Annotated in this window: 23 protein-coding genes; 13 read left to right on the top strand and 10 right to left on the bottom strand. The window is 63.5% G+C overall.

What is annotated here, in order from left to right; genetic code table 11:
• Position 1: 1 nt before the first annotated feature.
• Entirely contained in the window at positions 2 to 949 is a 948-nt protein-coding gene (locus QQK95_RS01615; RefSeq protein WP_284268161.1) for a GlxA family transcriptional regulator, read from the bottom strand.
• Positions 950 to 1,037: 88 nt separating this feature from the next.
• Here QQK95_RS01615 and QQK95_RS01610 point away from each other — a divergent pair, with 88 nt between their 5' ends.
• The 7 genes from QQK95_RS01610 to QQK95_RS01580 all read left to right on the top strand — a co-directional run bounded on the left by QQK95_RS01610 (position 1,038) and on the right by QQK95_RS01580 (position 8,123).
• Complete coding sequence (locus QQK95_RS01610; protein ID WP_284268160.1) at positions 1,038 to 1,733, top strand: DJ-1/PfpI family protein; 696 nt, start codon at positions 1,038 to 1,040, stop codon at positions 1,731 to 1,733.
• Between the two features lie 133 nt (positions 1,734 to 1,866).
• Positions 1,867 to 2,601 carry a FadR/GntR family transcriptional regulator gene (locus tag QQK95_RS01605; RefSeq protein WP_199643474.1) on the top strand — a complete coding sequence of 245 codons (735 nt, stop codon included), beginning with the start codon at positions 1,867 to 1,869 and terminating at the stop codon, positions 2,599 to 2,601.
• Positions 2,598 to 3,785, top strand: coding sequence for a PLP-dependent transferase (locus QQK95_RS01600; RefSeq protein ID WP_284268155.1), 1,188 nt, complete (start codon positions 2,598 to 2,600; stop codon positions 3,783 to 3,785). The genes QQK95_RS01605 and QQK95_RS01600 overlap by 4 nt, the downstream gene beginning before the upstream one ends.
• Positions 3,786 to 3,814: 29 nt before the next feature.
• Complete coding sequence (locus QQK95_RS01595; RefSeq protein ID WP_284268153.1) at positions 3,815 to 5,092, top strand: ABC transporter substrate-binding protein; 1,278 nt, start codon at positions 3,815 to 3,817, stop codon at positions 5,090 to 5,092.
• A gap of 187 nt (positions 5,093 to 5,279) precedes the next feature.
• Entirely contained in the window at positions 5,280 to 6,203 is a 924-nt protein-coding gene (locus QQK95_RS01590) for a carbohydrate ABC transporter permease (RefSeq protein ID WP_284268151.1), read from the top strand.
• The gene (locus tag QQK95_RS01585) at positions 6,203 to 7,051 is read left to right on the top strand and encodes a carbohydrate ABC transporter permease (protein WP_284268149.1); all 849 of its coding nucleotides are present in this window, start codon (positions 6,203 to 6,205) and stop codon (positions 7,049 to 7,051) included. Before QQK95_RS01590 ends, QQK95_RS01585 begins: the two co-directional genes overlap by 1 nt.
• A 4-nt stretch (positions 7,052 to 7,055) precedes the next feature.
• Positions 7,056 to 8,123, top strand: coding sequence for an ABC transporter ATP-binding protein (locus QQK95_RS01580; protein WP_284268147.1), 1,068 nt, complete (start codon positions 7,056 to 7,058; stop codon positions 8,121 to 8,123).
• 99 nt (positions 8,124 to 8,222) lie between these two features.
• Here QQK95_RS01580 and rpmG read toward each other — a convergent pair whose 3' ends face one another.
• From rpmG to QQK95_RS01540, 8 genes are all read right to left on the bottom strand, one after another.
• Positions 8,223 to 8,390 (bottom strand): 50S ribosomal protein L33, encoded by a 168-nt coding sequence (gene rpmG / locus QQK95_RS01575; RefSeq protein ID WP_006201775.1) that lies wholly within the window; start codon positions 8,388 to 8,390, stop codon positions 8,223 to 8,225.
• A gap of 153 nt (positions 8,391 to 8,543) precedes the next feature.
• Entirely contained in the window at positions 8,544 to 9,002 is a 459-nt protein-coding gene (locus QQK95_RS01570) for a YqfO family protein (protein ID WP_284268145.1), read from the bottom strand.
• Between the two features lie 111 nt (positions 9,003 to 9,113).
• On the bottom strand, positions 9,114 to 10,292 hold the full coding sequence (locus tag QQK95_RS01565; RefSeq protein ID WP_010909702.1) for an MFS transporter: 1,179 nt from the start codon (positions 10,290 to 10,292) through the stop codon (positions 9,114 to 9,116).
• Positions 10,293 to 10,371: 79 nt separating this feature from the next.
• Entirely contained in the window at positions 10,372 to 11,112 is a 741-nt protein-coding gene (locus QQK95_RS01560) for an NUDIX hydrolase (RefSeq protein WP_284268142.1), read from the bottom strand.
• 73 nt (positions 11,113 to 11,185) lie between these two features.
• Complete coding sequence (locus QQK95_RS01555; protein WP_284268140.1) at positions 11,186 to 11,638, bottom strand: DUF983 domain-containing protein; 453 nt, start codon at positions 11,636 to 11,638, stop codon at positions 11,186 to 11,188.
• 2 nt (positions 11,639 to 11,640) lie between these two features.
• Positions 11,641 to 13,944, bottom strand: a complete 2,304-nt coding sequence (rnr, locus tag QQK95_RS01550; protein WP_284268138.1) for a ribonuclease R — start codon at positions 13,942 to 13,944, stop codon at positions 11,641 to 11,643.
• 6 nt (positions 13,945 to 13,950) lie between these two features.
• Positions 13,951 to 16,572 carry a type I DNA topoisomerase gene (gene topA, locus QQK95_RS01545; RefSeq protein ID WP_284268136.1) on the bottom strand — a complete coding sequence of 874 codons (2,622 nt, stop codon included), beginning with the start codon at positions 16,570 to 16,572 and terminating at the stop codon, positions 13,951 to 13,953.
• Positions 16,573 to 16,929: 357 nt separating this feature from the next.
• Positions 16,930 to 17,307, bottom strand: coding sequence for a COG4315 family predicted lipoprotein (locus QQK95_RS01540; RefSeq protein ID WP_284268134.1), 378 nt, complete (start codon positions 17,305 to 17,307; stop codon positions 16,930 to 16,932).
• A 178-nt stretch (positions 17,308 to 17,485) separates the two neighbouring features.
• Between QQK95_RS01540 and QQK95_RS01535 the strand changes: the two genes are divergently transcribed.
• The 5 genes from QQK95_RS01535 (at position 17,486) to QQK95_RS01515 (ending at position 23,107) form a co-directional block, all read left to right on the top strand.
• A complete protein-coding gene (locus tag QQK95_RS01535) occupies positions 17,486 to 18,232 on the top strand; it encodes a cytochrome c biogenesis CcdA family protein (protein WP_284268131.1) in 747 nt (248 codons plus the stop codon).
• Between the two features lie 52 nt (positions 18,233 to 18,284).
• On the top strand, positions 18,285 to 18,749 hold the full coding sequence (locus QQK95_RS01530; protein ID WP_284268129.1) for a nuclear transport factor 2 family protein: 465 nt from the start codon (positions 18,285 to 18,287) through the stop codon (positions 18,747 to 18,749).
• A 125-nt stretch (positions 18,750 to 18,874) separates the two neighbouring features.
• Positions 18,875 to 20,251: a bifunctional UDP-N-acetylglucosamine diphosphorylase/glucosamine-1-phosphate N-acetyltransferase GlmU gene (glmU, locus tag QQK95_RS01525; protein ID WP_284268127.1), complete on the top strand. Its 1,377-nt coding sequence runs from the start codon at positions 18,875 to 18,877 to the stop codon at positions 20,249 to 20,251.
• Positions 20,252 to 20,440: 189 nt separating this feature from the next.
• Entirely contained in the window at positions 20,441 to 22,264 is a 1,824-nt protein-coding gene (glmS, locus tag QQK95_RS01520) for a glutamine--fructose-6-phosphate transaminase (isomerizing) (RefSeq protein WP_284268125.1), read from the top strand.
• A gap of 90 nt (positions 22,265 to 22,354) precedes the next feature.
• Entirely contained in the window at positions 22,355 to 23,107 is a 753-nt protein-coding gene (locus tag QQK95_RS01515; RefSeq protein WP_284268123.1) for a DUF502 domain-containing protein, read from the top strand.
• Here the strand turns inward: QQK95_RS01515 and recG are convergent.
• Entirely contained in the window at positions 23,059 to 25,167 is a 2,109-nt protein-coding gene (recG, locus tag QQK95_RS01510) for an ATP-dependent DNA helicase RecG (RefSeq protein WP_284268121.1), read from the bottom strand. The genes QQK95_RS01515 and recG overlap by 49 nt on opposite strands.
• Before the next feature lie 92 nt (positions 25,168 to 25,259).
• On the opposite strand from recG, the gene QQK95_RS01505 reads away from it, so the two are divergent.
• Positions 25,260 to 25,547 (top strand): succinate dehydrogenase assembly factor 2, encoded by a 288-nt coding sequence (locus QQK95_RS01505; protein WP_202354211.1) that lies wholly within the window; start codon positions 25,260 to 25,262, stop codon positions 25,545 to 25,547.
• Positions 25,548 to 25,561: the final 14 nt, after the last annotated feature.

Genomic DNA, 25,561 nt, shown 5'->3' with positions numbered 1-25,561 from the left:
TTTAGAAGCGTTCGCGATAATCGCGCGGGTTTGTGCCGAGGACGCGTAGAAAGCCGCGCCGCATCGTCTCTTCCGATCCGAAGCCGCAGCGGCGGGCCGTCTGGTTGACGGCCTGCCCGCGTTCCAGCATCCGTCGCGCCGCCTCGATCCGGATCTCCTCGATCGCGCGCGCAGGTGTGCGGCCCGTCGCCTCGCGATAGTGCCTGGAGAAACTGCGCGGGCTCATATTGGCGCGCTCCGCCAGGTTCGGCAGCGAAAGGTCGCCGTCCAGATTGTCCTGGATCCAGCCGTGCAGCCGGTCGAAGCGTTCATCGCCCTGCTGCAGCTTGAGCGTCTGGCTGAACTGCGCCTGGCCACCGGGTCGTTTCAGGAACACCACCAGCTCGCGCGCCACCGCAAGCGCCACCCGCCGGCCAAGGTCGGCCTCGACGAAGGAAAGGGCGAGATCTATGCCGGCCGTCACACCTGCGGAGGTCCAGACATTGCCGTCACGGATGAAGATCGGGTCGGGTTCGAGGCGGACCTCCGGAAAGCGCCGCGCGAACTCGGCACAGCGTCCCCAATGGGTAACCGCACGCCGGCCGTCGAGCAGCCCTGCCGTCGCCAGAAGCATCGCGCCACTGCACACGGAAGCCGTTCGCGTGGCGTCCTGCGAGCGGCCGATTATCCATTGGACGAGTTCGGGATCCTCACACGCCGCGTTGACGCCCCAACCGCCAGGCACGATCAGCGTGTCGATCTCCAGACCGAACACCGGCAGCGCCGCTGCCTCCAGCACGAGACCGGCCGATGTCCTGATCCGCGGCGAGGCGGCGACGACCGCGACATCGTAGGGAGCCGGTTCGCCGGCCTGCATCCTGAAGTCGTTGGCGCTGGAGAAAACCTGAAGCGGCCCGCTGACATCGAGGAGCTGGATGTCGGGATAGGCAAGGATTTCGATACGGCGCATGGCGATCTGGCTTGAAACGAGGGATGATTGGCGATCGTGCCAAAGCATGATGCCTTAGATTGGCTGAAGTCAACCTATGGAGAGTTCCATGACCCTTCGTTTCGGCATCCTCGTCTTCCCCAATGTCCAGCAGCTCGACCTCACCGGCCCTTATGAGGTCCTGGCATCGGCAAAGGGCGCCGAGGTGGAATTGATCTGGAAGGACCGCAATCCGGTGATGTCGTCGACACGGTTGTCGCTCAAGCCAACGGTGACCATCGATGACTGTCCGCCTCTCGATGTGCTGTGCATTCCGGGTGGAGGCGGCGTCAATCCGCTGCTGGAGGATGAGGCAGTGCTCGATTTCGTGCGGGAGCGCGCGGCTCAGGCGCGCTATATCACCTCGGTGTGCAGCGGCGCCTTGGTGCTCGGTGCCGCGGGTCTGCTCAAAGGCAAGCGGGCGACGACGCATTGGTATGCGCATGATTTCCTCGCCGAGTTCGACGCCATTCCAGTCGACGAGCGAATTGTCGAGGACGGAAACCTGATAACCGCGGGCGGCGTCACTTCAGGGATCGATTTCGGCCTCTTGCTGGTCGCCAGGCTTCTCGGTCAGTCCGAGGCCGAAACGGTGCAGCTCTCGCTCGAATATGCCCCGGCTCCTCCGTTCCAATCGGGCACGCCCGCACAGGCTTTGCCTTCCGTGCTGGCGGAAGCAAAGAAGCGGCTCGCGGGTTCGAGGCGGATTCGCGAGGAGATGTTCGCGCGCTGGAGCGCCACGCGCGCGGCCGCCACGCCGGCGTGAAGCCCCGCCTGAACTGACGGCCGAACGGCGCCACGGTGTGTCGTTCGGCCCATCCTCGTTTCGGCTGTTGACATGTCTCTCCGCTCGTGCAGAATTGGTTGGACCATTGGACCACTTGCATCGGGGAGGATTTGTGGACCAGAACAGCCTGCCACCCATTCAGACGACGGCGCGCGATGACGCCGTGCTGAAGGCGTTGGTGGGCTTTGTTCGCGCCGAGGCCTTGCAGCCCGGCGAGCGGCTTCCGACCGAACGCATCCTGGCCGAGCGGCTGAAGGTCAGCCGCAACACGGTGCGCGAGGCGCTGACGCGGTGGGAAGGGCTTGGCCTGGTCGAGCGCCGGCAAGGCAGCGGTACCTATCTCAAGGCGGCCGTCTCACCCGACATGCTGCATATGCCGCTGACGCTGGCAGGCGGCAACGACTTCACCAGCCTGATGCATACGCTTGAAATTCGCCGCGCCCTGGAAGCGGAGGCGGCGGCCCTTTGCGCCGAGCGCGCCAGCCCGGCGGACATTGCCGAGATCAAGCGCAAGCTCGACATCATGGAGCAGGCCTTCCGTACCCGTGACGGCATGTCGTCGGAAGAAGACTGGGAGTTCCACCAGGCGATCTACAGGGTCTCCGGCAATCCGCTGTTCGAGCAGATCATCGCCGCCATGCACGAACTGTTCCATCGCTTCTGGGAGCATCCGCTCGGTGTGCGCGATTTCGGCCACGCCAGCTTTCCCTATCACCGCACCATCTACGAATGCATTGCCGCGCGCGACCCGCAAGGCGCCCGCGCCGAGGCGCTCAAGCTGATCGCCACCGTCGAGGACGATCTGAAGCGCGGTGCGGCCAAACTCAAACTTTCGAGCCAGACATGAACGAGCATCCGACCGGTTTCGATCACGATTATCTCGCCGAGGCGGCAACGCTCCTGGCGCATGACGAACCGTTCCCCGGCGGCGCGGTCGTGCCGCCGATCTACCAGACCTCGCTGTTCACCTTCGCCAACTATGCCGAAATGGCCGACACATTTGCCGGCAAACGAAAGCAGCCGATCTATTCGCGCGGTGACAATCCTACGGTTATGGAGTTCGAGGCGCGCGTCGCCGCACTCGAGGGTGCGGAGGCCGCGCGCGGCTTTTCCAGCGGTATGGCCGCCATCAGCGCGACCGTGCTTGCCTTCGTCGGCGCCGGCGAGCGCATCGTGGCGGTGCGCAATTGCTATGGTGATGCCTACCGGCTGTTCGAGCGGCTTTTGCCGCGGCTCAACATCAAGGTCGACTATGTCGACGGCTCCGATCCGGATGCGGTGGCAGCGGCACTTCCCGGCGCCAAGCTGCTCTACCTGGAAAGCCCGACCTCGATGATGTTCGAGCTCCAGGACATCGCGCATCTGGCGCGGCTGGCGAAAGAGCAGGGTATCGTCACGACGATCGACAATTCCTGGGCCTCACCGGTGTTCCAGAAGCCGATCTCGCATGGTGTCGACCTGGTGCTGCACTCGGCCTCGAAATATCTCGGCGGCCACAGCGATACGGTTGCGGGCGTCGTGGCGGGCTCGGCCGCGCACATCAAGCACATCAACGAGCAGACCTATTCCTATCTCGGCGGCAAGCTGTCGCCGTTCGAGGCCTGGCTGCTGCTGCGCGGCCTGCGCACGCTGCCGCTGCGCCTGCCGCACCACATGAAGAGCGGCCTGACCATTGCCGAACGGCTGAAGGCGCATGCCAATGTCGAGCGGGTCAACCATCCCGTTTATTCGAACCACCCCGGCAAGGCGACGCTGGCTGGCTATGCCGGTCTGTTCTCCTTCGAGGTGACGGACGATATCGACATCCCGGTTTTCGTCGACGCGCTGAAATATTTCCGCATCGGCGTCAGCTGGGGCGGGCATGAAAGCCTGGTCGTGCCGGCCAAGGCGTCGCTGGAGCAGACGCCGGGACTGAATTCGATGGCGCGCTTCGGCGTCAGCCCCCGAACCATCCGCTTCAATGTCGGATTGGAAAGTGTCGAAGACCTCTGGGCCGACATCGCCCAGGCCTTCGAAAAAGCCAGAAAATAACAAGCGGGTTCAAAATGGGAGTCTTGAACATGAAAAAACTGACCGTCATGCTTGCCACCGTTGCGGGGCTGGCGATTTCAGCCGGGAGCGCGCTGGCCGATTCGACCCTGAAGATGGTCGAAGTCATCACCAGCCCGCCGCGCACCGAATTCCTGAAAAAGCAGATCGCCGAATTCGAGGCGGCCAATCCCGGCGTCAAGGTCGAGCTGGTCTCGCTGCCCTGGGGCCAGGCCTTCGAAAAGTTCCTGACCATGGTGCAGGCCGGCGACACGCCCGACGTGGTCGAGATGCCGGAACGCTGGATGGGCCTCTACGCCAACAACGCCCAGCTCGAGGACCTCGGTCCCTACATGGCCAAATGGGATGACGCCAAGACGCTCGGCGAGCGCGCCAAGCAGTTCGGCTCGACGGTCAACAACACCCAGTTCATGATCCCCTACGGCTACTATGTGAATGCGCTGTTCTGGAACAAGAAGCTGTTCAAGCAAGCCGGCCTCGACGGCCCGCCGGCCACGCTCGACGAATTCGTCGCCGATTCCAAGAAGATCTCCGCCATTCCGGGCAAATACGGCTACTGCCTGCGCGGCGGCCCCGGTGCATTCAACGGCATGCACATGTTCATGAACATCGCGGCCGGCAAGGGCGGTTACTTCAACGAGGACGGCACCTCGACCATCAACGAGGAGGGCTCGGTCAAGGGCCTGCAGATGCTGGCCGACATGTACAAGAACGGGCTGGCGCCGAAAGATGCGGTGAGCTGGGGCTTCAACGAAACCGTCACCGGCTTCTATTCCGGCACCTGCGCCATGCTCAACCAGGATCCGGACGCGCTGCTCGGCATCGCCGACAAGATGAGCGCCGACGACTTCGCGGTGGCGCCGATGCCGGTCGGGCCGAGCGGCAAGTCCTATCCGACGTTGGGCTATGCCGGCTGGGCGATGTTTGCCAACTCGCAGCACAAGGACGACGCTTGGAAGTTGATGGCGACGCTGCTGTCACCGAAGGACAATCTGGAATGGGCCAAGGAAGTCGGCGTCGTCCCGATTCACAAAGGCGCCGACCAGGATGCCCATTTCAAGACCGAGCAGTTCAAGGGCTGGTTCACGGAGCTCAGCGACACCTCCAAATATGAAATGGTGACGCCGCCGACGCATCTGGAAAACCTCGGCAACTTCGTCGACCAGGTGGCGATCAAGAACTTCCAGGAAGTGCTGCTTGGCCAGAAGACCGCCAAGGAAGCGGCCGACGCATGGGCCACGTTCCTGACCAAAGAGCAACAGGACTGGCTGGCCAAGAACAAGAAGTAAGCGCAGCGCCCCTTTCCCTTCTCCCCGTGACACGGGGAGAAGGTGTCCCGAAGGGACGGATGAGGGGCGACGCCACGCCTCTATAGCTTCGCGCTGCCCCTCATCTGCCTGCCGCATCTTCTCCCCGTAGTGCTACGGGAGAAGGAAGCTGTCCCCGACGCCGCTCCAGGGAGCCGTTCCTCAGCCAATGACCTACGCCGTGTCCGAAATCCGATCCGCCGGCAAGCCGCGACGAAAGCGGCTGTCACACGCCGCCATCGAGCCCTGGCTCTATCTCAGCCCGGCGATCATCCTGCTGGTCGTGGTGCTGCTGGTGCCGCTGGTCATCGGCATCAGCTACTCCTTCCGCAAATTCTCGGCCTTCAAGTCCGAATATGTCGGGCTCGGCCAATACCAGGCGATGCTGTCGGACCATGTGCTGGGCCAGGCACTGGTCAACACGCTTTGGTGGACGGTCGCCAGCCTGTTCTTCCAGTTCTTCCTCGGCCTTGGCCTGGCGCTGCTGCTCGACAAGCCGTTCCGGGGTCGCAAGCTGGTGCAGGCGCTGGTGTTCCTGCCCTGGGCGGTGCCGTCCTTCCTGTCGGGCCTGACCTGGGCCTGGCTGTTCAACCCGATCATCGGGCCGCTGCCGCACTGGTTGTTCGCGCTGGGGCTGAAGGCTGAACCGACCAATGTGCTCTCCGATCCTTCGACCGCCATGTGGGGGCCGATCGTCGCCAATGTCTGGTTCGGCATTCCGTTCTTCGCCATCACGCTTTTGGCGGCGCTGAAATCCATTCCATCGGAACTGCATGAGGCGGCGGCGATCGACGGCGCTTCGCCCTGGCAACGCTTCACCAAGGTGACGCTGCCGTTCCTGGCGCCGACCATCGCCATCACCGTGATGCTGCGCACCATCTGGATCGCCACCTTCGCCGACCTGATCTTCGTCATGACGGAAGGCGGACCGGCCGGCTCGACCAACACGGTGCCGGTCTACATCTATGTCAGCGCCTTCAAGTCGCTGGACAAGGGCTATGCCTCGGCGGTGGCGGTGCTGTTGCTCGTCCTGCTCATTGCCTATGCCATCGCGCTGATCGCCATCCGCCGCTCCCTGGTGAGGCACGTCTGATGATCGCGGGTCGCTCAACCTCACAACGGTTCTTCGGCGGCGTTGGCCTCTACGCGGCAATCGCGGCCTATGTGGTCTTCGCTTTGTTCCCGATCTACTGGACACTGAAGATTTCGGTCACGCCGGAGCGCCTTCTCTATTCCGAAGGCATCACCTTCTGGCCATCGCACATGACGTTGCAGAATTTCGTCACCGTGCTCGAAGCCACCGATTTCCCGCGCTATTTCCTCAACAGCGTCATCGTCTCGGTGTCGACGGCGGCCTTGGTGACGATCATCGCCACGCTTGCCGGCTACGCCATGTCGCGCTTCACTTTTCGCGGCAAGGCGGCGCTGGCGCTGATGCTGCTTTTGACCCAGACTTTCCCGCTGGTCATGGTCATTCCGCCGATCTACCGCGTCATGGGTCAGATCGGCCTGATCAACAGCCTGACCGGGTTGATCATCATCTACACCGCCTTCAACACCGCCTTTGCCACCTTCCTGATGCAGTCCTTCTTCGACGGCATCCCGAAGGACCTGGAAGAGGCAGCGATGATCGACGGCTGCACGCGTGCGCAGGCAATGCGCAAGGTCATCGTGCCGCTGACGCTGCCCGGCATGGGCGCGACGCTCGGCTTCGTCTTCACCGCCGCCTGGAGCGAGCTTCTGTTCGCGCTGATGCTGATCTCCAGCGAAGACCAGAAGACCTTCGCCGTCGGCCTGCTCACCTTCATCGGCAAGTTCGCCGTCGACTGGGGGCAGATGATGGCGGCGTCCATCCTGGCGCTGATCCCGGTCTGCATCTTCTTCGCCTTCCTGCAACGCTATCTCGTCACCGGCCTGACCGCCGGCGCCGTCAAAGGATAGATCGATGGCTTCTGTTACACTCGATAAGGTCCGCAAGGACTATGGCGCCGTCCGCGTCCTGCATGCGGTCGATCTTGAAATCGCCGATGGTGAGTTCGTGGTCCTGGTCGGGCCGTCCGGCTGCGGCAAGTCCACGCTCTTGCGCATGATCGCCGGGCTGGAGGAGGCTTCCGGCGGCGAGATCCGTATCGGCGAGCGGCTGGTCAATGATGTGGCGCCCAAGGACCGCGACATCGCCATGGTGTTCCAGTCCTACGCGCTCTATCCGCATATGGACGTGTCGAAGAACATGGGCTTCAGCCTGCTCCTGAAGAAGGCGCAGAAGTCCACCATCGACGCGCGGGTGGATGGCGCAGCCAAGCGGCTGGGCTTGGACACATTCCTGCAACGCTTGCCGCGGCAATTGTCGGGCGGCCAGCGCCAGCGCGTCGCCATGGGCCGCGCCATCGTGCGCGACCCCAAGGTGTTTCTGTTCGACGAGCCGTTGTCCAACCTCGACGCCAAGCTGCGCGTGCACATGCGCGCCGAGATCAAGGCGCTGCACCAGCAGCTGAAGACCACCTCGGTCTACGTCACCCACGATCAGATCGAAGCGATGACCATGGCCGACCGGATCGTCGTCATGCATGACGGGCTGATCCAGCAGGTCGGTGCGCCGCTCGATCTCTATGACCGCCCGGCCAACATGTTCGTCGCCGGCTTCATCGGCTCACCAGGCATGAACTTTTTGCCGGCAACGGTGGCGAAGGGCGGAAAGGTGGACGCGGTGCTTTCCGACGGCCAGAAGCTGCGGCTGCCGGATGGCCTGCCGCTCAAGGACGGCGACGCGATCACCATCGGTCTACGGCCCGAACATATAAGACTGGCCGATGACGGCGCGCTGCAGGGCGAGGTGGTGGTGGTGGAGCCGCTCGGGCTTTCGACGCAGTTCTACGTCAAACTGGCCAACCAGCAGCTCTGCGTCTTTGCCATGGGGCGCGCCGGCGTGAAGCCTGGAGACACCGTGCGGCTGGCGGCCGATCCGGCGTCACTGCATCTGTTCGATCCGAAAAGCGGTGACCGCGTCGGCTGAAGGAAATCAGCGGCCGGGGGACCCGGCCTGCAGCATCTGTATGCAAACAAAAACGCCGCCCGGTGGGCGGCGTTTTTGCTTGCATAGGAAAAACCCAGATTACTTGATCTTGGTTTCCTTGAATTCGACGTGCTTCTTGGCGACCGGATCGTACTTGCGGAACGACAGCTTGTCGGTCTTGGTACGGCTGTTCTTGCTGGTCACGTAGAAGAAACCGGTGTCGGCGGTCGACAGAAGCTTGATCTTGATGTTTGCGGCTTTGGCCATTGTATCAGTCCGTTTGTTCGTGGGGTTTTGGCCGCTGGAGCACGGGAAAACACCCGGACGCGGGAAACTTGGCGCGACACATAAAGAACGTGCCTGGAAAGTCAAGCCCGGCCGCGCTTCTCCGCCCCAGCAGAACCGCCTTACGGCCGCAAATCATGCGTTTTCCGTCTCCGGCGCCGCAATCTTTTTCCAGTCGCCGGTGGTGTTCCACCAGCGATTCGGATTGGCACGGTCGTCCAGCCCCTTGGAGCGGCTGGCGAGGATCGGCTGGATGCGGATCACCGGCTCCTGGTACGAATGGGCCTGGAAAATCGCCTCGACGACACGGCTGGCCAGCGCCTGGTCGTCAGGCAATTCGAAGGAAACCTCTACGGTGCCCGGGCGGCAGCGCAATTCGGTTTCGGCGCCGGCCGCGGCTCCATCGAGAGGCCTGTAGCGCTCGATGCCGTGCGCCGACTGGTAGGCGTTGCGGTCGTATTTGCCCATCGCCAGCGGGGCAATCGCAACCACCGCGTCCATGATGCGGTCGACATCCGCCGCCGGAGCCTGGAAGGTCACAAGCAACAGAAGCGTCATTCGCAGGGATGTGGTTTCAAAGCCGCTGTCGATCATGGGAGTGTCCTCAACTTCCGATGTTTTTGGGACACTCTTTTACCGCGTGGCTGCTGACATGGTTCTGTCAGCAGCCTGCCGCGCGCGGGAACAGAATCCATCCCGGACGCACTACAGAAGGATCTTGCGCACCAGCCTGAAGCAGACCAGGGCGATGTAGGCGCCGAAGAACAGGCCGAGCGACCAGCCGAAGCCGGAAGGCCCGAAACTGTCCATGCCGATGCCGATCGCCTGTGGGCCAAGCACCATGCCGACGCCGTAGCACAGCACGAAGGCCGCATTGGCCGACGCCAGTTCGTGACCGGAGAGCTGCGAACCGAGATGGGCGAGGCCGATCGTATACATGGCCGCGACGACACCGCCCCAGACGAACAGAAGCGCTGCCATGAGGTGCCAGTTCGCCGCAAAGAAGGGCATGAACAGCGTGCCGGCAAGGCCAACCGTGGCGCAGGCGAGCAGCAGATAGCGCCTGTCCGAAACACGGTCGCTGATCATGCCGATCGGGATCTGCAGGAGCACATTGCCAAGGCCAATCATGGTCAGCAGCAACGCGGCGTCAGCTTCGGAATAGCCGATGCGGTTGCCATAGACCGGGAACAGCGCGAAGCCGCCGGTCTCGACCGCGCCGAACACCAGCACGGCAAAAGTCGCGGTCGGCACCAGCCAGATGTAGCGCAGGAAATTGCTGGTTTCGCCATCGGCGACGATGGAGGGGCTTTCGTTGCGCGCGGCCAGCACCGGTATCGCGGCCAGCGTGACCAGCGCGATGATGACGCCGAACGGCCTGAAGCCGGAGCTGCCGAGATGGGCGAACAGCCACGGTCCGGCGGCAAAACCGAGCGACAGGACGGTGGCGTAGATGCCAAGGACGAGCCCGCGCCGGTGCGGTGGCGCCGATGTGCTGATCCAGAATTCCGACAGGATGAACAGCACCGTCAACGCGATATGCAACACGATGCGCAGCGGGAACCACATCCAGAAGTTCGGCGCGAAATGGAAGCCGACGAAGGCCAGCGCGCCGGTGGCAATCATGGCAATCATGGTCCAGGCGACGCCGAAGCGCATGGCGAGCGGTGTCGCCAGCGGCGCACCGGCGATCGAGGCCAGGCCGGCGACGGCGGTGTTGAGGCCGATCATCGAAGCCGAGTGGCCGCGCGTTTCCAGGATGACGCTGAGCAGCGGCATGCCGAGGCCGATGGCGATGCCGACGACGCTGATCGACGAGATCGCCGCCACCATCGGCAGCCAGTGTACGCGTTCGTCGCCCTGTGGTTGGGTATCGACCGTCATGGGATGCTGAATACTCTGTCTCGTTGATCTTACGCAATTCTGGACGGAAAACCCGCGTCACGCCTTTCCTGGAATTGCTCTACAGAGGTTCGCGGGTGAAGCGGTTGCGGACAAGCCGGTAGAACGGCACGGGACCGCCCGGATGCAGCAGCGGATCATGGGCGAGGCGCTTTTCCAGCTCGTCCAGGATCATTCGGGTGATGTCGGGTATGTCGGCTTCCCTGGCCTTGGCAAGCGGCAGCCAGACCAGTTCCTCGAGTTCGTTGGTCGGACCACCGCCCGGCAGTTCGACGGCGACGTCGCTGCGCCAGGCGCTGAAGAAGCGCGTGTCGAAGCGGCGCACCCGGTTGGGCGGAGTGATGGCGCGCGCGATGAAGCGCAGCGTTTCGAGCGAAGGCCTTACGCCGTGTTCAACAAAACCTTGCCAGTCACGCTTGTCGGAGGCAAAGGCCGCCCTCTCGCCGATGAGCAGTCCGGCTTCCTCATAGGTTTCGCGGATTGCGGACAAGGCGACAGCGCGGGCCCGCGCGGCACTGGTGCGGCCGGGACCTGCCAGCAATTTCGCTTCCTCGTCGCGATGCAATGCGGTGGCCGTGGCGACGCGGCTGTCGGCCGGATCGGTACGGCCGCCGGGAAACACGAATTTTCCAGGCATGAAGGCGTGGCCGGCGTGACGGCGCCCCATCAGCACAAGCACCTCATCGCCCTTGCGGTCGAGTAGGATCAGTGTCGCGGCGTCACGCGGACGCAGGGGCCGGCCGCCATGTGCGGCAAGACCCTGGTCGAGCTTGTCGACATCCGCCTTGGTCATTGCTTCCATGCGCAGGGACCTAGCGGAAACTTCTTGCATGCGAAAGTGGCCTTAGCGATTGGCGTGTTGCGCCAGCGGCGCATCAGGCGCCGTGGTGGGAGCCCGCCCCATCCTTTTCGCCACCGAATCCGTGCATATAGAACGCCCATTGCAGTCCGATGACGGCGCCTTTGACAGGCTGCAGCAGGGCAACCGACAAGATGATGGTCAGCGGCACCCAGATGAGGATGTGCTGCCAGGTGGAAAGCGTCGATGTCGCTTCGACGCCCATGAAGGCGCCGAGAACGATGTGGCCGACAATGACGATGACCAGATAGGCCGGCAGGTCGTCGGCGCGATGGTGATGGATTTCCTCGCCACAGACGCTGCAGGTCTCGACGGTCTTGGTGAAGCCGCGAAACAGCTTGCCTTCGCCGCAGTTCGGGCAGCGGCCCAAGAGGCCGCGCTTCATCGCTGTCCACAAAGGCCGGGCAACCCGGCCCGTGTGATGTTCGCCGCCGAAAACCTGTTCTTGTATCCCTAATTCTTTTGGCATCATCATCTCCTGCCGCGCGAACCCGGTCGCGTTTGCGACGCACGGGCGCGGCCCTTAGCCTTGTGAAACGACCTGGTAGAGCCTGGCAGGGGCTTTGGGTCGGTCAGCATCTCGAAGCGCATCGCGCCGGCCATCGGCGCCACCTCGACGAGCCGGACCTCGACATGGTCCGCGAGCTGGTAGCCTTTGCCTGAGCGTTCTCCGAAGAGCGAGCGAGCCGTTTCGTCGTATATATAGTAATCGCCGCCCAGAGTTGACACGGGGATGAAGCCATCGGCGCCATATTGCGGCAATTGGACAAATAGTCCTGATTTGGTGACGCCGGAGATGCGGGCGTCGAACCGGTCGTCGATGCGCTCGGCGAGATAAGCGGCAATCAGCCGGTCGACCGTGTCGCGCTCGGCCGCCATGGCACGCCGTTCCGTGCCGGAGATCAGGGTCGCAACATCTTCGAGCCGAGCTGCTTCGTCCTGCGTCAGTCCTCCCGGACCGAGGCCAAGTGCGGCAATAAGCCCGCGATGCACGATCAAATCGGCATAGCGGCGGATCGGCGAGGTGAAATGGGCGTAGCGCCTGAGGTTGAGGCCGAAATGGCCTATATTCCCGGGCGAATATTCGGCCTGGCTCTGCGAGCGCAGCACAACCTCGTTGACCAGCGCCTCATTGTCGGCGCCGCGCACGCGCTCGAGAATGCCGTTGAACTGGCTGGGCCGCATCTGCGAGCCGCGCGCCAGCGACAGGCCGAGCGTCTGCAGGAATTCGCGCAGCGATTCCTGCTTGGCGAGCGACGGCGCGTCATGCACGCGGTAGACCAGCGCCTGCTTCTTCGCCTCCAGCGTCTCGGCGGCGGCGACATTGGCCTGGATCATGAATTCTTCGATCAGCTTATGGGCATCGAGCCGTTCCGGCACGACGACGCGATCGACCGTGCCGTCCGGCTTGAGCATGATCTTGCGCTCCGGCAGGTCGAGTTCGAGCGGCTGGCGGCCGGCGCGACCGCGCTTGAGGATCGCATAGGCATCCCAGAGCGGTTTCAGCACGGTATCGAGGATCGGGCCGGTCTTGTCGTCGGGCACGCCGTCGATGGCCGCCTGCGCCTGCGGATAGGCGAGCTTCGCCGCCGATTTCATCATCACGCGGTGGAAGGAGTGGCGGATCTTGTGGCCATCGGCCGAGAAGGTCATGCGCACGGCGAGGGCCGGGCGATCCTGGCCTTCGCGCAACGAGCAGAGATCATTGGAAATACGCTCGGGCAGCATCGGCACGACGCGGTCCGGGAAATACACCGAATTGCCACGCTTCAAGGCTTCGCGGTCCAGCGCCGTGCCATAGCGGACATAGGCGGCAACGTCGGCGATCGCCACGGTGGCGATCACGCCGCCCGGATTCTTTTCGTCGAGGTCGGGCGTGGCGAAGACCGCGTCGTCATGGTCCTTGGCGTCGGCCGGGTCGATGGTGACGAGCGGCAGGTCGCGCCAGTCCTCGCGGTGGTCAAGCGTTGCCGGCTTGACGGCTTCGGATTCGGCGATGACGTCGGCCGGGAAGATATGCGGAATGTCGTGCGCGTGGATGGCGATCATCGACACCGCCTTTTCGCTGGTCAATGAGCCCAGCACGTTGAGCACCTTGGCTCTCGGCAGCCCGTAGCGGGAAGCCCGCGCCGGCTCGACCTCGACCAGATCGCCGTTCCTGGCGCCGTTCTGGAATTCCTTGTCGACGATCAGTTCGGGCTGGCGGCGTTCGACCGGTTCGATGCGGAAAGTGCCGTCCTGCAGCACGCGAAAGACGCCGAGAACGGCATCGGTGCGCTTCTCGAAGATCTTCATCACCCGACCGGTATAGGCGGGGCCCGACGGATCATCGGTCGGAAAGGTCTTGGCCAGCACGCGGTCGCCAATGCCCGGCGCCGGACCGTTGCCGCTGCGCGATACGCGGATCGAGACGACAGGCGGCTCGCCCGTGCCGACGGACTCCGCCGGATGCGCCAGCAAGATGCCGTCGCCGTCGCGGCCAAAAATGTCGAGCACGGCGACATGGGGCAGGGCGCCGACGCGGGCCAGCCGCTTGCGCTCCTTGGTGAGCACGCCTTCGTCCTGCAGGTCGCGCAGAATGTCTTTCAGCCAGATGCGGTCATCGCCGCGCAGCGCGAAAGCCTTGGCGATGTCGCGCTTTCCGGCACGATCGGGATTTTCGGCGATATAGCGCAGGATTTCGTCGCGCGAAGGCCTGTAGTCGTCCTTGACCTTGGCCCTGGTGTCGGCGGTGCGCGGATCGCCGTGGCTCCGTCCGGTGATCCTGCGCGCCACGCCGTCCTACCCTTTTTTCTTCGCTGCCGGCTTCTTGGCGGCTGTTTTCTTGGCCGCTGGCGCTTTGGCGGCCGCCGCCTTGCGGAACGGCTTCTTGCCGCCGCCGCCCTTGGCTTCCTTCTCGGCAATCAGCGCCAGCGCATCCTCGATGGTCACCGATTGCGGATCCTTGCCCTTGGGCAGCGTGGCATTGACCTTGCCGAAATTGACATAAGGCCCGTATTTGCCGTCGCGCACGACAATCTTGCCGCCGCCATCCGGATGGTCGCCAAGCTCCTTCAGGGCCGCTGGCGTGCCGCCATTGCGGCCGCCCTTGCCCTTCGACTGCTTCTCGGCAATCACCGTGACGGCGCGGTTGAGGCCGATCGAGAACACATCCTCGATGCTGTCGAGATTGGCATAGGTGCCGTCATGCAGCACGAACGGACCGTAGCGGCCGAGCCCGGCCGAGATCATCTTGGACGTTTCAGGATGCTTGCCGATATCGCGTGGCAGCGCCAGCAACGCCAACGCTTTCTCATGGTCGATGGATTCGGGCGTCCAGCCCTTGGGCAGGCTCGAACGCTTGGCTTCCTTGCCGTCACCGCGCTGGAGGTAGGGACCGAAGCGACCCGAGCGCAGGGTGATTTCCTCCGCCGTATAGGGATCCTTGCCGAGCACCTTGATGCCGTCCTCGCCGCCGCCATTCTCGCCATTCGGATTGGCGGCGTCGCCGAGCTGGCGGGTGAAGGAGCATTCCGGATAGTTCGAGCAGCCGACGAAAGCGCCGAACTTGCCGAGCTTCAGCGACAGGTTGCCGGTGCCACATTTCGGGCAGATGCGCGGGTTGGAGCCGTCTTCACGCGCGGGGAACACAAGCGGCGCCAGTTCCTCGTTGAGCGCATCGAGCACGTCGGTGACGCGCAGTTCCTTGATGTCGGCGACGGCGCCCGAAAAATCCTTCCAGAAATCGCGCAGCACGTCCTTCCAGGCAAGCTTGCCGTCCGAGATCTCGTCGAGCTTTTCCTCCAGCGATGCGGTGAAGTCATATTCGACATATCGCTCGAAGAAGCTTTCGAGGAAGGCGGACAACAGGCGGCCCTTGGCCTGCGGCACCAGCCGGCGCTTGTCGATCGTGACATAGTCGCGGTCCTCGAGCGTCTTCAGGATTGCCGTGTAGGTCGACGGGCGGCCGATGCCGAGCTCTTCCAGCTTCTTGATCAGCGAGGCCTCGGAATAGCGCGGCGGCGGCTCGGTCGTGTGCTGGGTGGCGTTGATCGCCTGGCGGGCAAGCTGCTCGCCGGCGCGGATTTCCGGCAGACGGCGGTTTTCCTCGTCCTCCGCGTCATCGTCCTTCTGATCGGTGTAGGCGGCGATGAAGCCGTCGAAGCGAACGACCGAACCGATGGCGCGAAGTTCGGCGGTGCGGGCGCCGTTGACCGCCTCGATCTCGACCGTGGTGCGCTCGATCTCGGCCGGCTGCATCTGGCTGGCGATGGCGCGCTTCCAGATCAGCTCATAGAGCCGCATCTGGTCTGAATCGAGATATTGCCGGACCGATGCCGGGGTGCGCATGAAATCCGTCGGGCGGATTGCTTCATGCGCTTCCTGGGCATTCTTGGCCTTGGTCGTGTAGAAACGCGGCTTTTCCGGCAGGTATTTCGGGCCGAATTCCTTGGCAATGGCGTCACGGGCAGCGTCGATCGCCTCGGGCGCCATCTGGACGCCGTCGGTTCGCATATAGGTGATCAGGCCGGTGGTTTCGCCGCCGATCTCCATGCCTTCATAGAGCCGCTGCGCCACCTGCATGGTGCGGGTGGCCGAAAAACCGAGGCCCGAGGAGGCGGCCTGCTGCAGCGTCGAGGTGGTGAAGGGCGGGCCGGGGTTGCGCTTGGTCGGCTTGGCTTCCACCGACAACGCCTTGAAGCTCGCACCTTCGAGCATCGCCTTGATGTCGTCGGCCTGCGCCTTGTTGGCAATGTCGAGCTTTTGCAGCTTCTTGCGCTCGAAGGCGGTCAGCCGCGCTTCGAAAGTCTCGTTGCGCGGCGTGCCGAGGATAGCGGCGATCTGCCAATATTCCTCGCGGATGAAGCGTTCGATCTCGGCTTCGCGGTCGCAGACCAGGCGCAGCGCCACCGACTGGACGCGGCCGGCCGAACGGGCGCCAGGCAATTTGCGCCACAGGACCGGCGACAGCGTGAAGCCTACAAGATAGTCCAGCGCCCGGCGGGCGAGATAGGCATCGACCAGCGGCCCGTCGATCTGGCGAGGATTGGCCATGGCTTCCAGCACCGACGATTTGGTGATGGCGTTGAAGACGACGCGGCTGACCGGCTTGTCCTTGAGCGCACGCTTCTGCTTCAGCACTTCCAGCACATGCCAGGAAATGGCCTCGCCCTCGCGATCCGGGTCGGTGGCAAGGATCAGGCCGTCGGCATCCTTGACCGCCTTGGCGATGTCGGCGAGCCGCTTGCCCGAAGCGGTGTCGACCGCCCAGGACATGGCGAAGTCTTCATCCGGGCGCACCGAACCGTCCTTGGCCGGCAAATCGCGGACATGGCCGAACGAGGCCAGAACCTTGTAGTTCTTGCCGAGGTATTTGTTGATTGTCTTCGCCTTGGCCGGCGATTCGACGACGACGACGTCCATGAGGTCTCATATCAGCTGTGATGCGGCAGAAGAATTCCGCTGCGCGCGACGAAATCTCGTTCTATTTGCCGCTCACATGGCCGCGCTTTTGCATCCGGTCAAGGGGAAGCGCCCAAATTGCGGAGCTGTTCGCAGCAATACACTCTTAGAGTGTATGGAGAAAATCACAGATTTTGCTGGGAGAGATGACGTCCCTTGCTCGACGCAAACGGCCCAATTCATTTTTCCGCCGAGTCGGGGGAAAGCCGGCTGCGTGCGACGCCGGGAAAGGTTGCCCTGGCGCTGGCCGCCGGCTGCATGGAGGCATGCACGGCGACCAGCCTTGTCCCGCCGGCAGGCGGGCGATGGTGTCGAGGATCAATCGGCTTTGGCGATGTGCCAGACGCCCGCAACGCCATCGCCAGCCACATCGCCGGCCTTCTTGTCCTTGATGAAGGTGTAGAGCGGCTTGCCGTCATAGGCCCACATCTTGGTGCCGTCGGTACGGTCGACGATCGTCCAGCCTTCGGAAGCCTTCGCGCCGGCCTCGGCCTTCAGCGGCGGCCAGTTGGCGGCGCATTTGTCGTAGCAGTTCGACTTGCCCTTCTCGTCCTTGTCATAGGTATAGAGCGTCATGCCCTTGGCGTCGGTGTAGATCTTGGTGCCGTTGACCTTTGCTTCCTTCCACGCATCGGCGGCGAAGGTTGCGGCGGTGCTGAGAAGCAGCGCGGCCAGCCCTATGGTTATGGTTTTCATGGAAATCTCCCTGGCTGATATTGGAGACGCGCGGGAAATCGCGGCCTCCTTGACATCAACGTCCCAGGCCGGCGCTTTCGTCCCCGATGTCCGTATGCCGCTGACTCTCCACACAATGGTGATTGGCAGAGAGGGCTGGGCGTCGCTATATCCGCCCGGGAGCAGTTGGAGTTTTGGAATGGCATTGGACATCGGCTATGTCAGCGCGGTCGGGGCGGGGGCCATCTCGTTCCTGTCGCCTTGCGTGTTGCCGCTGGTGCCGCCCTATCTCTGCTACATGGCAGGCGTTTCGGTCGACGATTTTCGCGGCGATGCAGGCGTCACGGCCCGCGAAGGTACGCGGGGCGCGCTGCTCTATTCCTCCATCGCCTTCGTGCTCGGCTTCTCGACCGTGTTCGTGGCGCTCGGCGCCGGCGCCTCAACCATCGGCAGGCTGCTGCGCGTCTGGCAGGAGCCGCTGGCGATGGGCGCTGGCGTGCTGATCATCCTGATGGGACTGAATTTCCTCGGCATATTGCGTATTCCGCTTTTGTCGCGCGAGGCGCGTTTCCAGTCGCAGGGCAAACCGGCAAATGCACTTGCTGCCTATGTCATGGGGCTCGCCTTCGCCTTTGGCTGGACGCCGTGCATCGGCCCGGTGCTGGGGCCGATCCTGACGCTGGCCGGCGGGCGCGAGACGGTGGGCGAGGGCGCGCTGCTGCTCGCCGCCTATTCGCTCGGACTTGGCATACCCTTCCTGATCGCGGCGCTGTTCTCCGGCGCCTTCATGCGCTTCCTCGGCAAATTCCGCGTCCATCTCGGCCGCGTCGAAAAGGCGATCGGCGCGCTGCTGGTGGTCGCCGGCGTGTTTTTCCTCACCGGCGGCGTGCAGACGGTTTCTTACTGGCTGCTGGAGAATTTCCCGGTGTTGGGTCGGCTGGGGTAGCCTCCACCACCTTCAATGCGGAACGATGCCTGAAGGGCAGCGTTAGTCGGCCATGTTCAACAGCTATGGCGAAACGAAAATGGTAGCCAAGGCGGACGTACATAAATTCTTCAAGGCCTATGAGAAGATCTACAATGAAGCGATAGCCGGAAACGCTGACATGGACGATGTCGGCAAGATGTATTCAGCCGGCTTTGTCTCGGTGACGCCGGCAGCGGTCATGGTCGGCGAGAATTGCCAGCAGTTGAAAGACATCATGAAAAAGGGTTTTGAGGCCTATCGTGCCATAGGCAGCAAAAAGATGACCTGCACCGGCGTCTCGGTGACATCAATCGATCAGGACCACTGCGTGGCAGAGGTAAAGTGGTCCGGCGACTATGAGCGCAAGGATGGCAAGCCCGTGATCATCGACTTTGCGATCAACTATATGGTCGAAAAGCGCGACGGCGATCTGAAGGTATTTGGCTGGATCGCCGGTGATGAACAGGCTGAATTCAGGAAGCACGGCCTGATGTAGATGCAAATCCGCTGATTAAGAGTCAGCGGCTCCTCCATCTCACCGGAATTTAACCGCATTGGTGCAGCATGGCGCCGCTGCTAGCATGATTTGATTCCCAACTCTTTTTCATACGGTTGCCATCCATGAGCCAGAGATCCTGCCTGTCCGTCATCCTCGCCGCTGGCGAAGGCACGCGTATGAAGAGCGCGCTGCCGAAGGTGCTGCACCAGATCGCGGGCCTGCCGATGGTCGCCCATGTGGTGAAGGCGGCCGACGCCGCCGGTGCGACCAGCGACGCGATCGTCATCGGCCATGGCGCGGAAGAGATGCGCAAGGCGGTGGCGAAGTTCTCGCCCAAGGCCGAGACCTTCGTGCAGGAAGAGCGCCTGGGTACGGCGCACGCCGTTCTTGCCGCCCGTGAAGCGATATCAAGGGGTTATGACGACATCCTGGTGATGTTTGGCGACACGCCGCTGATCGATGCTGACGCGCTGAACCTGGCTCGGCTGAAACTCGCCGAAGGTGCGGCCGTCGCGGTGATCGGCTTCCGGACGCCCAATCCAAACGGCTATGGCCGGCTGGTCGAAAAAGGCGGCAAGCTGATTGCCATCCGCGAGGAAAAGGACTGTTCCGAGGCGGAAAAGAAGATCGGTTTCTGTAATGCCGGCATGATGGCGGTGGCCGGCGCCCATGCGCTGAAGCTGCTCGACGCTGTCGGCAACAAGAACGCCAAGGGCGAGTATTATCTCACCGACATCGTCGAGATCGCCGGCGCGCAAGGCCTCGATGTCGTCGCCACGGAAGCCAGTTTCGAGAATGCGCTCGGCATCAACAACCGCGCCGAACTGGCGCAGGCCGAGGGCATCTGGCAGGCACGCCGCCGCCAGGAGGCGATGCTGTCGGGCGTGACGCTGCTCGCGCCGGAGACCGTGTATTTCTCGTATGACACCGAGATCGGCGCCGACACCGTCGTGGAGCCGAATGTCTGGTTCGGCCCGGGCGTGAAGATCGCCGGCGGCGCCAAGATCCATGCCTTCAGCCATATTGAAGGTGCAACCATTGCATCGAATTGCGATGTCGGGCCATTCGCGCGGCTGCGGCCGGGCGCCGATCTCCGGAACAAGGCAAAGGTCGGCAATTTCTGCGAGGTCAAGCAGGCTGTTGTCGAGGAGGGCGCCAAGGTCAACCATCTGACCTATATCGGCGATGCCCGCGTCGGCGCAGGCGCCAATATCGGCGCCGGCACCATCACCTGCAATTATGACGGCTATTCGAAATTCTTCACCGATATCGGCGAGGGCGCCTTTGTCGGCTCGAACTCCTCGCTGGTGGCCCCGGTTTCGATCGGCAAGGGCGGCTACATCGCCTCGGGCAGCGTGATCACCGAAAGCGTGCCCGACGACGCGCTAGCCTTCGGCCGCGCCCGCCAGAAGACGATTCCCGGCAAGGGCAAGGAATTGCGCGAGCGTTTCGCTTCGGCCGCAGCGGCGAAGAAGAAGGCGGCGGGCGCCGATCACTAGCGGGTTTACTTGCCGCCGAGGCAATCGAAAAACCGACCAATTGCAGTAACCGGATTGCAAGTGCGGTCTGGCATGGTGCATGCGTGTGCAAGCGTCCATTACACCGGGCGAAATGCAATGTGACTTTCACGGCAGACCGGCCATCCCTAAGTATCGCTGGTTTTCCATGGGGAATCGGGGGTTATCTGCATGTGCGGCATCGTTGGAATCATCGGCCATTCGCAGGTTGCGCCGCTCATCGTCGATGCGCTGAAGCGGCTTGAATATCGCGGCTATGACTCGGCCGGTGTAGCCACCATCGAGCATGGCAAGCTTGCCCGCCGCCGCGCCGAAGGCAAGCTGATCAACCTCGAACGCCGGCTCAAGGAGGAGCCGCTCGACGGCACGATCGGCATCGGCCACACGCGCTGGGCCACCCATGGCGTGCCCAACGAGACCAACGCGCATCCGCATTTTTCCGACGGCGTCGCCATCGTCCACAACGGCATCATCGAGAACTTCGCCGAGCTGCGCGACGAACTGGTCCGCGACGGCTATTCCTTCTCCTCGCAGACCGACACCGAGGTGGTGGCTCATCTGGTGGCGCGCGAACTCGCCAAGGGGCTGAAGCCGGTCGAGGCGGCGCATGCGGCGCTGAAGCGGCTGGAAGGCGCCTTTGCGCTGGCCATCATGTTCAAGGGCGACGAAGACCTGATCGTCGGCGCCCGCAACGGCCCGCCGCTGGCCGTCGGCCATGGCGACGGCGAAATGTTCCTGGGCTCCGACGCCATCGCGCTGGCGCCGTTCACCAATTCGATCACCTATCTCGAGGACGGCGACTGGGCGGTGGTGCGCCGCGACAGCGTCGCCATCTTCGACATCGACGGCAGACAAGTCGAGCGCAAGCGCCAGCAGTCGCTGTCGACCTCCTTCATGGTCGACAAGGGCAACCGCCGCCACTTCATGGAAAAGGAAATCCATGAACAGCCCGAGGTGATCTCGCACACGCTGGCGCATTACGTCGATTTCGTCTCCGGCGTCTCGAAGCCGCTCGACCTGCCGTTCGACTTCGCCAAGATCGGCCGGCTGGCGATCTCGGCTTGCGGCACCGCCTATCTCGCCGGCCTGATCGGCAAATACTGGTTCGAGCGCTATGCGCGGCTGCCGGTCGACATCGATGTCGCCTCGGAGTTCCGCTACCGCGAAATGCCGCTGTCGGCCAACGATGCCGCCTTCTTCATCTCGCAATCGGGCGAGACCGCCGACACGCTGGCCTCGCTGCGCTACTGCCGCAAGGCCGGCATGAAGATCGGCGCCGTCGTCAATGTGCGGGAATCGACCATGGCGCGCGAATCCGACGTCGTGCTGCCGACGCTGGCCGGCCCCGAGATCGGCGTCGCCTCGACCAAGGCTTTCACCTGCCAACTCTCGGTGCTGGCTTCGCTTGCGGTGCGTGCCGGCGTGGCGCGCGGCACGATCTCGAAGGAGCAGGAAAAGACCCTGGTGCGGGCGCTTTCGGAAGCGCCGCGCTATGCCAACCAGGTGCTCAAGCTCGAGGAGCAGATCGAGCGGATCGCGCGCGAGCTGTCACGCTACAAGGACGTGCTCTATCTCGGCCGCGACACCAATTTCCCGCTGGCCATGGAAGGCGCGCTGAAACTCAAGGAAATCTCCTATATCCACGCCGAGGGTTATGCGGCGGGCGAGTTGAAGCACGGGCCGATCGCGCTGATCGACGAGAACATGCCGGTCATCGTCATTGCGCCGCATGACCGCATTTTCGAGAAGACCGTGTCGAACATGCAGGAAGTGGCGGCGCGCGGCGGCAAGATCATCCTGATCACCGACAGCAAAGGGGCGGCGCAGGTGAGCGTGAAGACGATGGAGACGATCATCCTGCCCGACGTGCCCGAAATCATCTCGCCGATCATCTACGCGCTGCCGATCCAGATGCTGGCCTATTTCGCCGCCGTGTTCATGGGCACCGATGTCGACCAGCCGCGCAATCTGGCAAAATCGGTCACGGTGGAATAGGGGCCTTAACGGGCGCTCTTTAAAAACTTCGCAGTTCCAAACGGCGTCCCGGTTCACTAATGTTGCGCTGCAACCCGCGCCCGGTGAACCATGTCCGATGCTCCCAAGACCTCCGGCATGACCCGGCTGAGGAACTATTTCCTCACGGGCTTCGTCGTCTGCGCGCCGCTGGCGATCACCGCCTATATCGCCTGGTCGTTCATCGGCTGGGTCGATTCCTGGGTAAAGCCCTATATTCCGGCGCGTTACAGCCCCGACACCTATCTGCCGTTTCCGGTCCCGGGGTTCGGGCTGATCGTCGCGCTGATCCTGATCACGCTGATCGGTTTCCTCACCGCCAACATTGTCGGCCGCGCCATCGTCGGTTTCGGCGAGCGCCTGCTTGGTCGCATGCCGCTGGTGCGCGGCATCTATGGCTCGCTGAAGCAGATTTTCGAGACCGTGCTGTCGAACAAGGGCGACATGTTCCGCCAGGTCGGACTGGTCGAATATCCGCGCAAGGGCGTGTGGTCGCTGGTGTTCGTCGCCAGCGAGAAGGAAACCGAGATCAACGAGAAGCTCGACCAGGAAGGCGATCCGCTGATCGCCGTGTTCATGCCCTGCACGCCGAACCCGACGACAGGGTTCCTGATGTATGTGCTGAAGTCGGACATCGTGCTGCTCGACATGACGATCGAGGACGGCGCCAAGCTGATCGTCTCGGCCGGGTTGGTGGCGCCCGAGGTGAAGACCAAGTTGGTGACTATGAATGGCGAGCCGATCAACGGAACGGTTGCCAATCCGCCGCTTGGGCCTCATCCGGCGCGCAAGAGCCGCACGGCCTCGTCGCGGCCGAACAAATAGAGCAGCAGGCGCAGCGCCTCGCCGCGGTCGGACTGCAATTCCGGGTCGCGCGACAGGATCAGCCTGGCGTCGTCGCGGGCAGCCTCCAGGAGATCGGCATGCGCCTCGATGCGCGCCACCTGGAAACCCGGTGTGCCGGACTGGCGGGTGCCCAACAACTCGCCTTCGCCGCGCAATTTCAGGTCTTCCTCGGCGATCAAAAACCCGTCCTCGGTCTCGCGCATCACCGAGAGCCGGCGTTTTGCGGTCTCGCCGAGCGGGTCCTTGTAGAGCAGCACGCAAGAGGATGGCTTGTCGCCGCGCCCGACCCGGCCACGCAGCTGGTGCAGTTGCGCAAGGCCGAAACGCTCGGCATGCTCGATGACCATGACGGTGGCGTCGGGCACGTCGACGCCGACCTCGATGACCGTGGTGGCGATCAGGATGCGGGTCTCGCCTTCCTTGAAGGCGCGCATCGCTTCGTCCTTCTCGGCGCCCTTCATGCGTCCGTGGACAAGGCCGATGCGGTCGCCGAACAGCGGCTTCAGCGAGGCAAAGCGATCCTCGGCCGACATCAGCTTGATCTCTTCGGATTCCTCGACCAGCGGGCAGATCCAGTAGATTTTCTGGCCGCCGGCGACGGCATCCTCCATGCGGCCGACCAGTTCGTCGAGCCGCTCCAGCGGCAGTGTGACGGTGCGGATCGGCTGCCGGCCGGCCGGCTTTTCCGTCAGCTTCGACACATCCATGTCGCCGAAGGCGGTCAGCACCAGCGTGCGCGGGATGGGTGTGGCCGTCATCACCAGCATGTCGGGCGCGTCGCCCTTGGCGGTGATGGCAAGCCGCTGGTGGACGCCGAAACGATGCTGCTCGTCGATAACGGCGAGCACCAGATCATGGAAAGTCACCGTCTCCTGGAACAGCGCGTGGGTGCCGACGACGATGTCGATGTCGCCGCTTGCCAGGCCGGCCAGAGTTTCGGTGCGTTCGCGGCCCTTTTCGCGGCCGGTCAGGATGGCGATGCGCAGCCCGACCTTGGCGGCCAGCGGCGCGATCGTCGCCAGGTGCTGGCGCGCCAGGATTTCGGTCGGCGCCATCAGTGCAGCCTGGCCGCCGGCCTCGACGGCGCGCGCCATGGCAAGAAGCGCGACCACCGTCTTGCCCGAGCCGACATCGCCCTGCAGCAGCCGCAGCATGCGCTCGGGGTCGGCAAGGTCGGCATTGATTTCGGCCAGCGCGAATTCCTGGCTTGCGGTCAGCGAATAGGGAAGGGCCGAACGCAGTTTCTCGACGATGCGGCCGTCGCCAACCAGGGGGCGTCCGGAAAGGCGGCGGATCTTTGCCCGCACCAGCGCCAGCGAGACCTGGCCAGCCAGCAACTCGTCATAGGCGAGACGCCGCCAGGCGGCACCGTCGATGGAAACGTCGATCGGGTCGGCCGGATTGTGGATGCGGGTGAGCGCGTCGGCAAAGCTGGGAAACGTGTGCCGGCGCATGAAGGCGCCGTCCTGCCACTCCGGAAATTCGGGGAGACGCGCCAGCGCCTGGCCGATCGCGCGGCGCAGCACCTTGCCGGAGAGGCCCGCGGTGAGCGGATAGACCGGCTCGACCAGCGGAAGGTTCTCCGCCTCGCTGGCCAGCGCGATGTGGTCGGGGTGGACCATGGTCGGGCGGCCGTTGAACCATTCCATGCGGCCCGAGACCACGACATGCTCGCCCACGGGCATTGCCTTTTCAAGATAGGCGGCGTGCGCGTGGAAAAAAGTCAGGCCGATTTCGCCGGTATCGTCATGGGCATAGACCCTGTAGGGCACCGACCGGTTGCCGCGCGGCGGCGGCTGGTGGCGGTCGATGCGCACGTCGAGGGTGACGATCTGGCCTTCCGCGGAACCCGCGATGCCCGGCCGGCTGCGGCGGTCGATGACGGTGTGCGGCAGCACGAACAGAAGGTCGCCCGCGCGGGCCGCGCGATCACCAAGATCAGCCGTGACGACCTTCTCGATCAGTGCGCCCACCTTCGGCCCGACGCCGGCAAGCGAAGTGATCGGAACAAACAGCGGATCGAGGATGGAAGGACGCATGATGTCAGCTTATGTCGCGACGGCTACAGCGCAAGGCTGACAGCCCCTTCTATCCACGCTATATGCGCCGCAGCAAGTGAGGATGCGCCACAATGACCGGAACGAAACGATCAAGCGAGGGGCTGGACGCTCATCGCCGCAAGCTGTTGTTCCGCTCCTGGCATCGCGGCATGCGGGAGATGGATCTTATCCTCGGCACCTTCGCCGACGCCGAGATCGGCGCCTTGACGGCTGAGGAAATCGACCAATATGAGAGGCTCCTCGACATTTCCGACACCGAATTCCTGCCACTGATCACCGGTGAACGCCCGATCCCGGCGGATATCGATTGTCCTGTCCTGCAAAAGATCCTGGCGTCCCGCCGGACCATGACTTTCTGAACAAAAACAATTCC

The sequence above is a fragment of the Mesorhizobium huakuii genome (genome assembly GCF_030160235.1).
GTDB lineage: Bacteria > Pseudomonadota > Alphaproteobacteria > Rhizobiales > Rhizobiaceae > Mesorhizobium > Mesorhizobium huakuii.
This window is presented reverse-complemented; position numbering and strand designations above follow the sequence as displayed.

What these genes read in the sequence shown, in the direction of transcription:
- glmU (WP_284268127.1), top strand. Translation starts at nt 18,875, where the DNA reads ATGAGCCAGAGATCCTGCCTGTCCGTCATCCTCGCCGCTGGCGAAGGC.
- QQK95_RS01535 (WP_284268131.1), top strand. Translation starts at nt 17,486, where the DNA reads ATGGCATTGGACATCGGCTATGTCAGCGCGGTCGGGGCGGGGGCCATC.
- QQK95_RS01590 (WP_284268151.1), top strand. Translation starts at nt 5,280, where the DNA reads ATGACCTACGCCGTGTCCGAAATCCGATCCGCCGGCAAGCCGCGACGA.
- QQK95_RS01555 (WP_284268140.1), bottom strand. Translation starts at nt 11,638, where the DNA reads ATGCCAAAAGAATTAGGGATACAAGAACAGGTTTTCGGCGGCGAACAT.
- QQK95_RS01570 (WP_284268145.1), bottom strand. Translation starts at nt 9,002, where the DNA reads ATGATCGACAGCGGCTTTGAAACCACATCCCTGCGAATGACGCTTCTG.
- topA (WP_284268136.1), bottom strand. Translation starts at nt 16,572, where the DNA reads ATGGACGTCGTCGTCGTCGAATCGCCGGCCAAGGCGAAGACAATCAAC.
- QQK95_RS01530 (WP_284268129.1), top strand. Translation starts at nt 18,285, where the DNA reads ATGTTCAACAGCTATGGCGAAACGAAAATGGTAGCCAAGGCGGACGTA.
- QQK95_RS01560 (WP_284268142.1), bottom strand. Translation starts at nt 11,112, where the DNA reads ATGGAAGCAATGACCAAGGCGGATGTCGACAAGCTCGACCAGGGTCTT.
- QQK95_RS01585 (WP_284268149.1), top strand. Translation starts at nt 6,203, where the DNA reads ATGATCGCGGGTCGCTCAACCTCACAACGGTTCTTCGGCGGCGTTGGC.
- QQK95_RS01540 (WP_284268134.1), bottom strand. Translation starts at nt 17,307, where the DNA reads ATGAAAACCATAACCATAGGGCTGGCCGCGCTGCTTCTCAGCACCGCC.
- recG (WP_284268121.1), bottom strand. Translation starts at nt 25,167, where the DNA reads ATGCGTCCTTCCATCCTCGATCCGCTGTTTGTTCCGATCACTTCGCTT.
- QQK95_RS01615 (WP_284268161.1), bottom strand. Translation starts at nt 949, where the DNA reads ATGCGCCGTATCGAAATCCTTGCCTATCCCGACATCCAGCTCCTCGAT.
- glmS (WP_284268125.1), top strand. Translation starts at nt 20,441, where the DNA reads ATGTGCGGCATCGTTGGAATCATCGGCCATTCGCAGGTTGCGCCGCTC.
- QQK95_RS01610 (WP_284268160.1), top strand. Translation starts at nt 1,038, where the DNA reads ATGACCCTTCGTTTCGGCATCCTCGTCTTCCCCAATGTCCAGCAGCTC.
- QQK95_RS01580 (WP_284268147.1), top strand. Translation starts at nt 7,056, where the DNA reads ATGGCTTCTGTTACACTCGATAAGGTCCGCAAGGACTATGGCGCCGTC.
- QQK95_RS01515 (WP_284268123.1), top strand. Translation starts at nt 22,355, where the DNA reads ATGTCCGATGCTCCCAAGACCTCCGGCATGACCCGGCTGAGGAACTAT.
- QQK95_RS01600 (WP_284268155.1), top strand. Translation starts at nt 2,598, where the DNA reads ATGAACGAGCATCCGACCGGTTTCGATCACGATTATCTCGCCGAGGCG.
- QQK95_RS01505 (WP_202354211.1), top strand. Translation starts at nt 25,260, where the DNA reads ATGACCGGAACGAAACGATCAAGCGAGGGGCTGGACGCTCATCGCCGC.
- QQK95_RS01565 (WP_010909702.1), bottom strand. Translation starts at nt 10,292, where the DNA reads ATGACGGTCGATACCCAACCACAGGGCGACGAACGCGTACACTGGCTG.
- rpmG (WP_006201775.1), bottom strand. Translation starts at nt 8,390, where the DNA reads ATGGCCAAAGCCGCAAACATCAAGATCAAGCTTCTGTCGACCGCCGAC.
- QQK95_RS01595 (WP_284268153.1), top strand. Translation starts at nt 3,815, where the DNA reads ATGAAAAAACTGACCGTCATGCTTGCCACCGTTGCGGGGCTGGCGATT.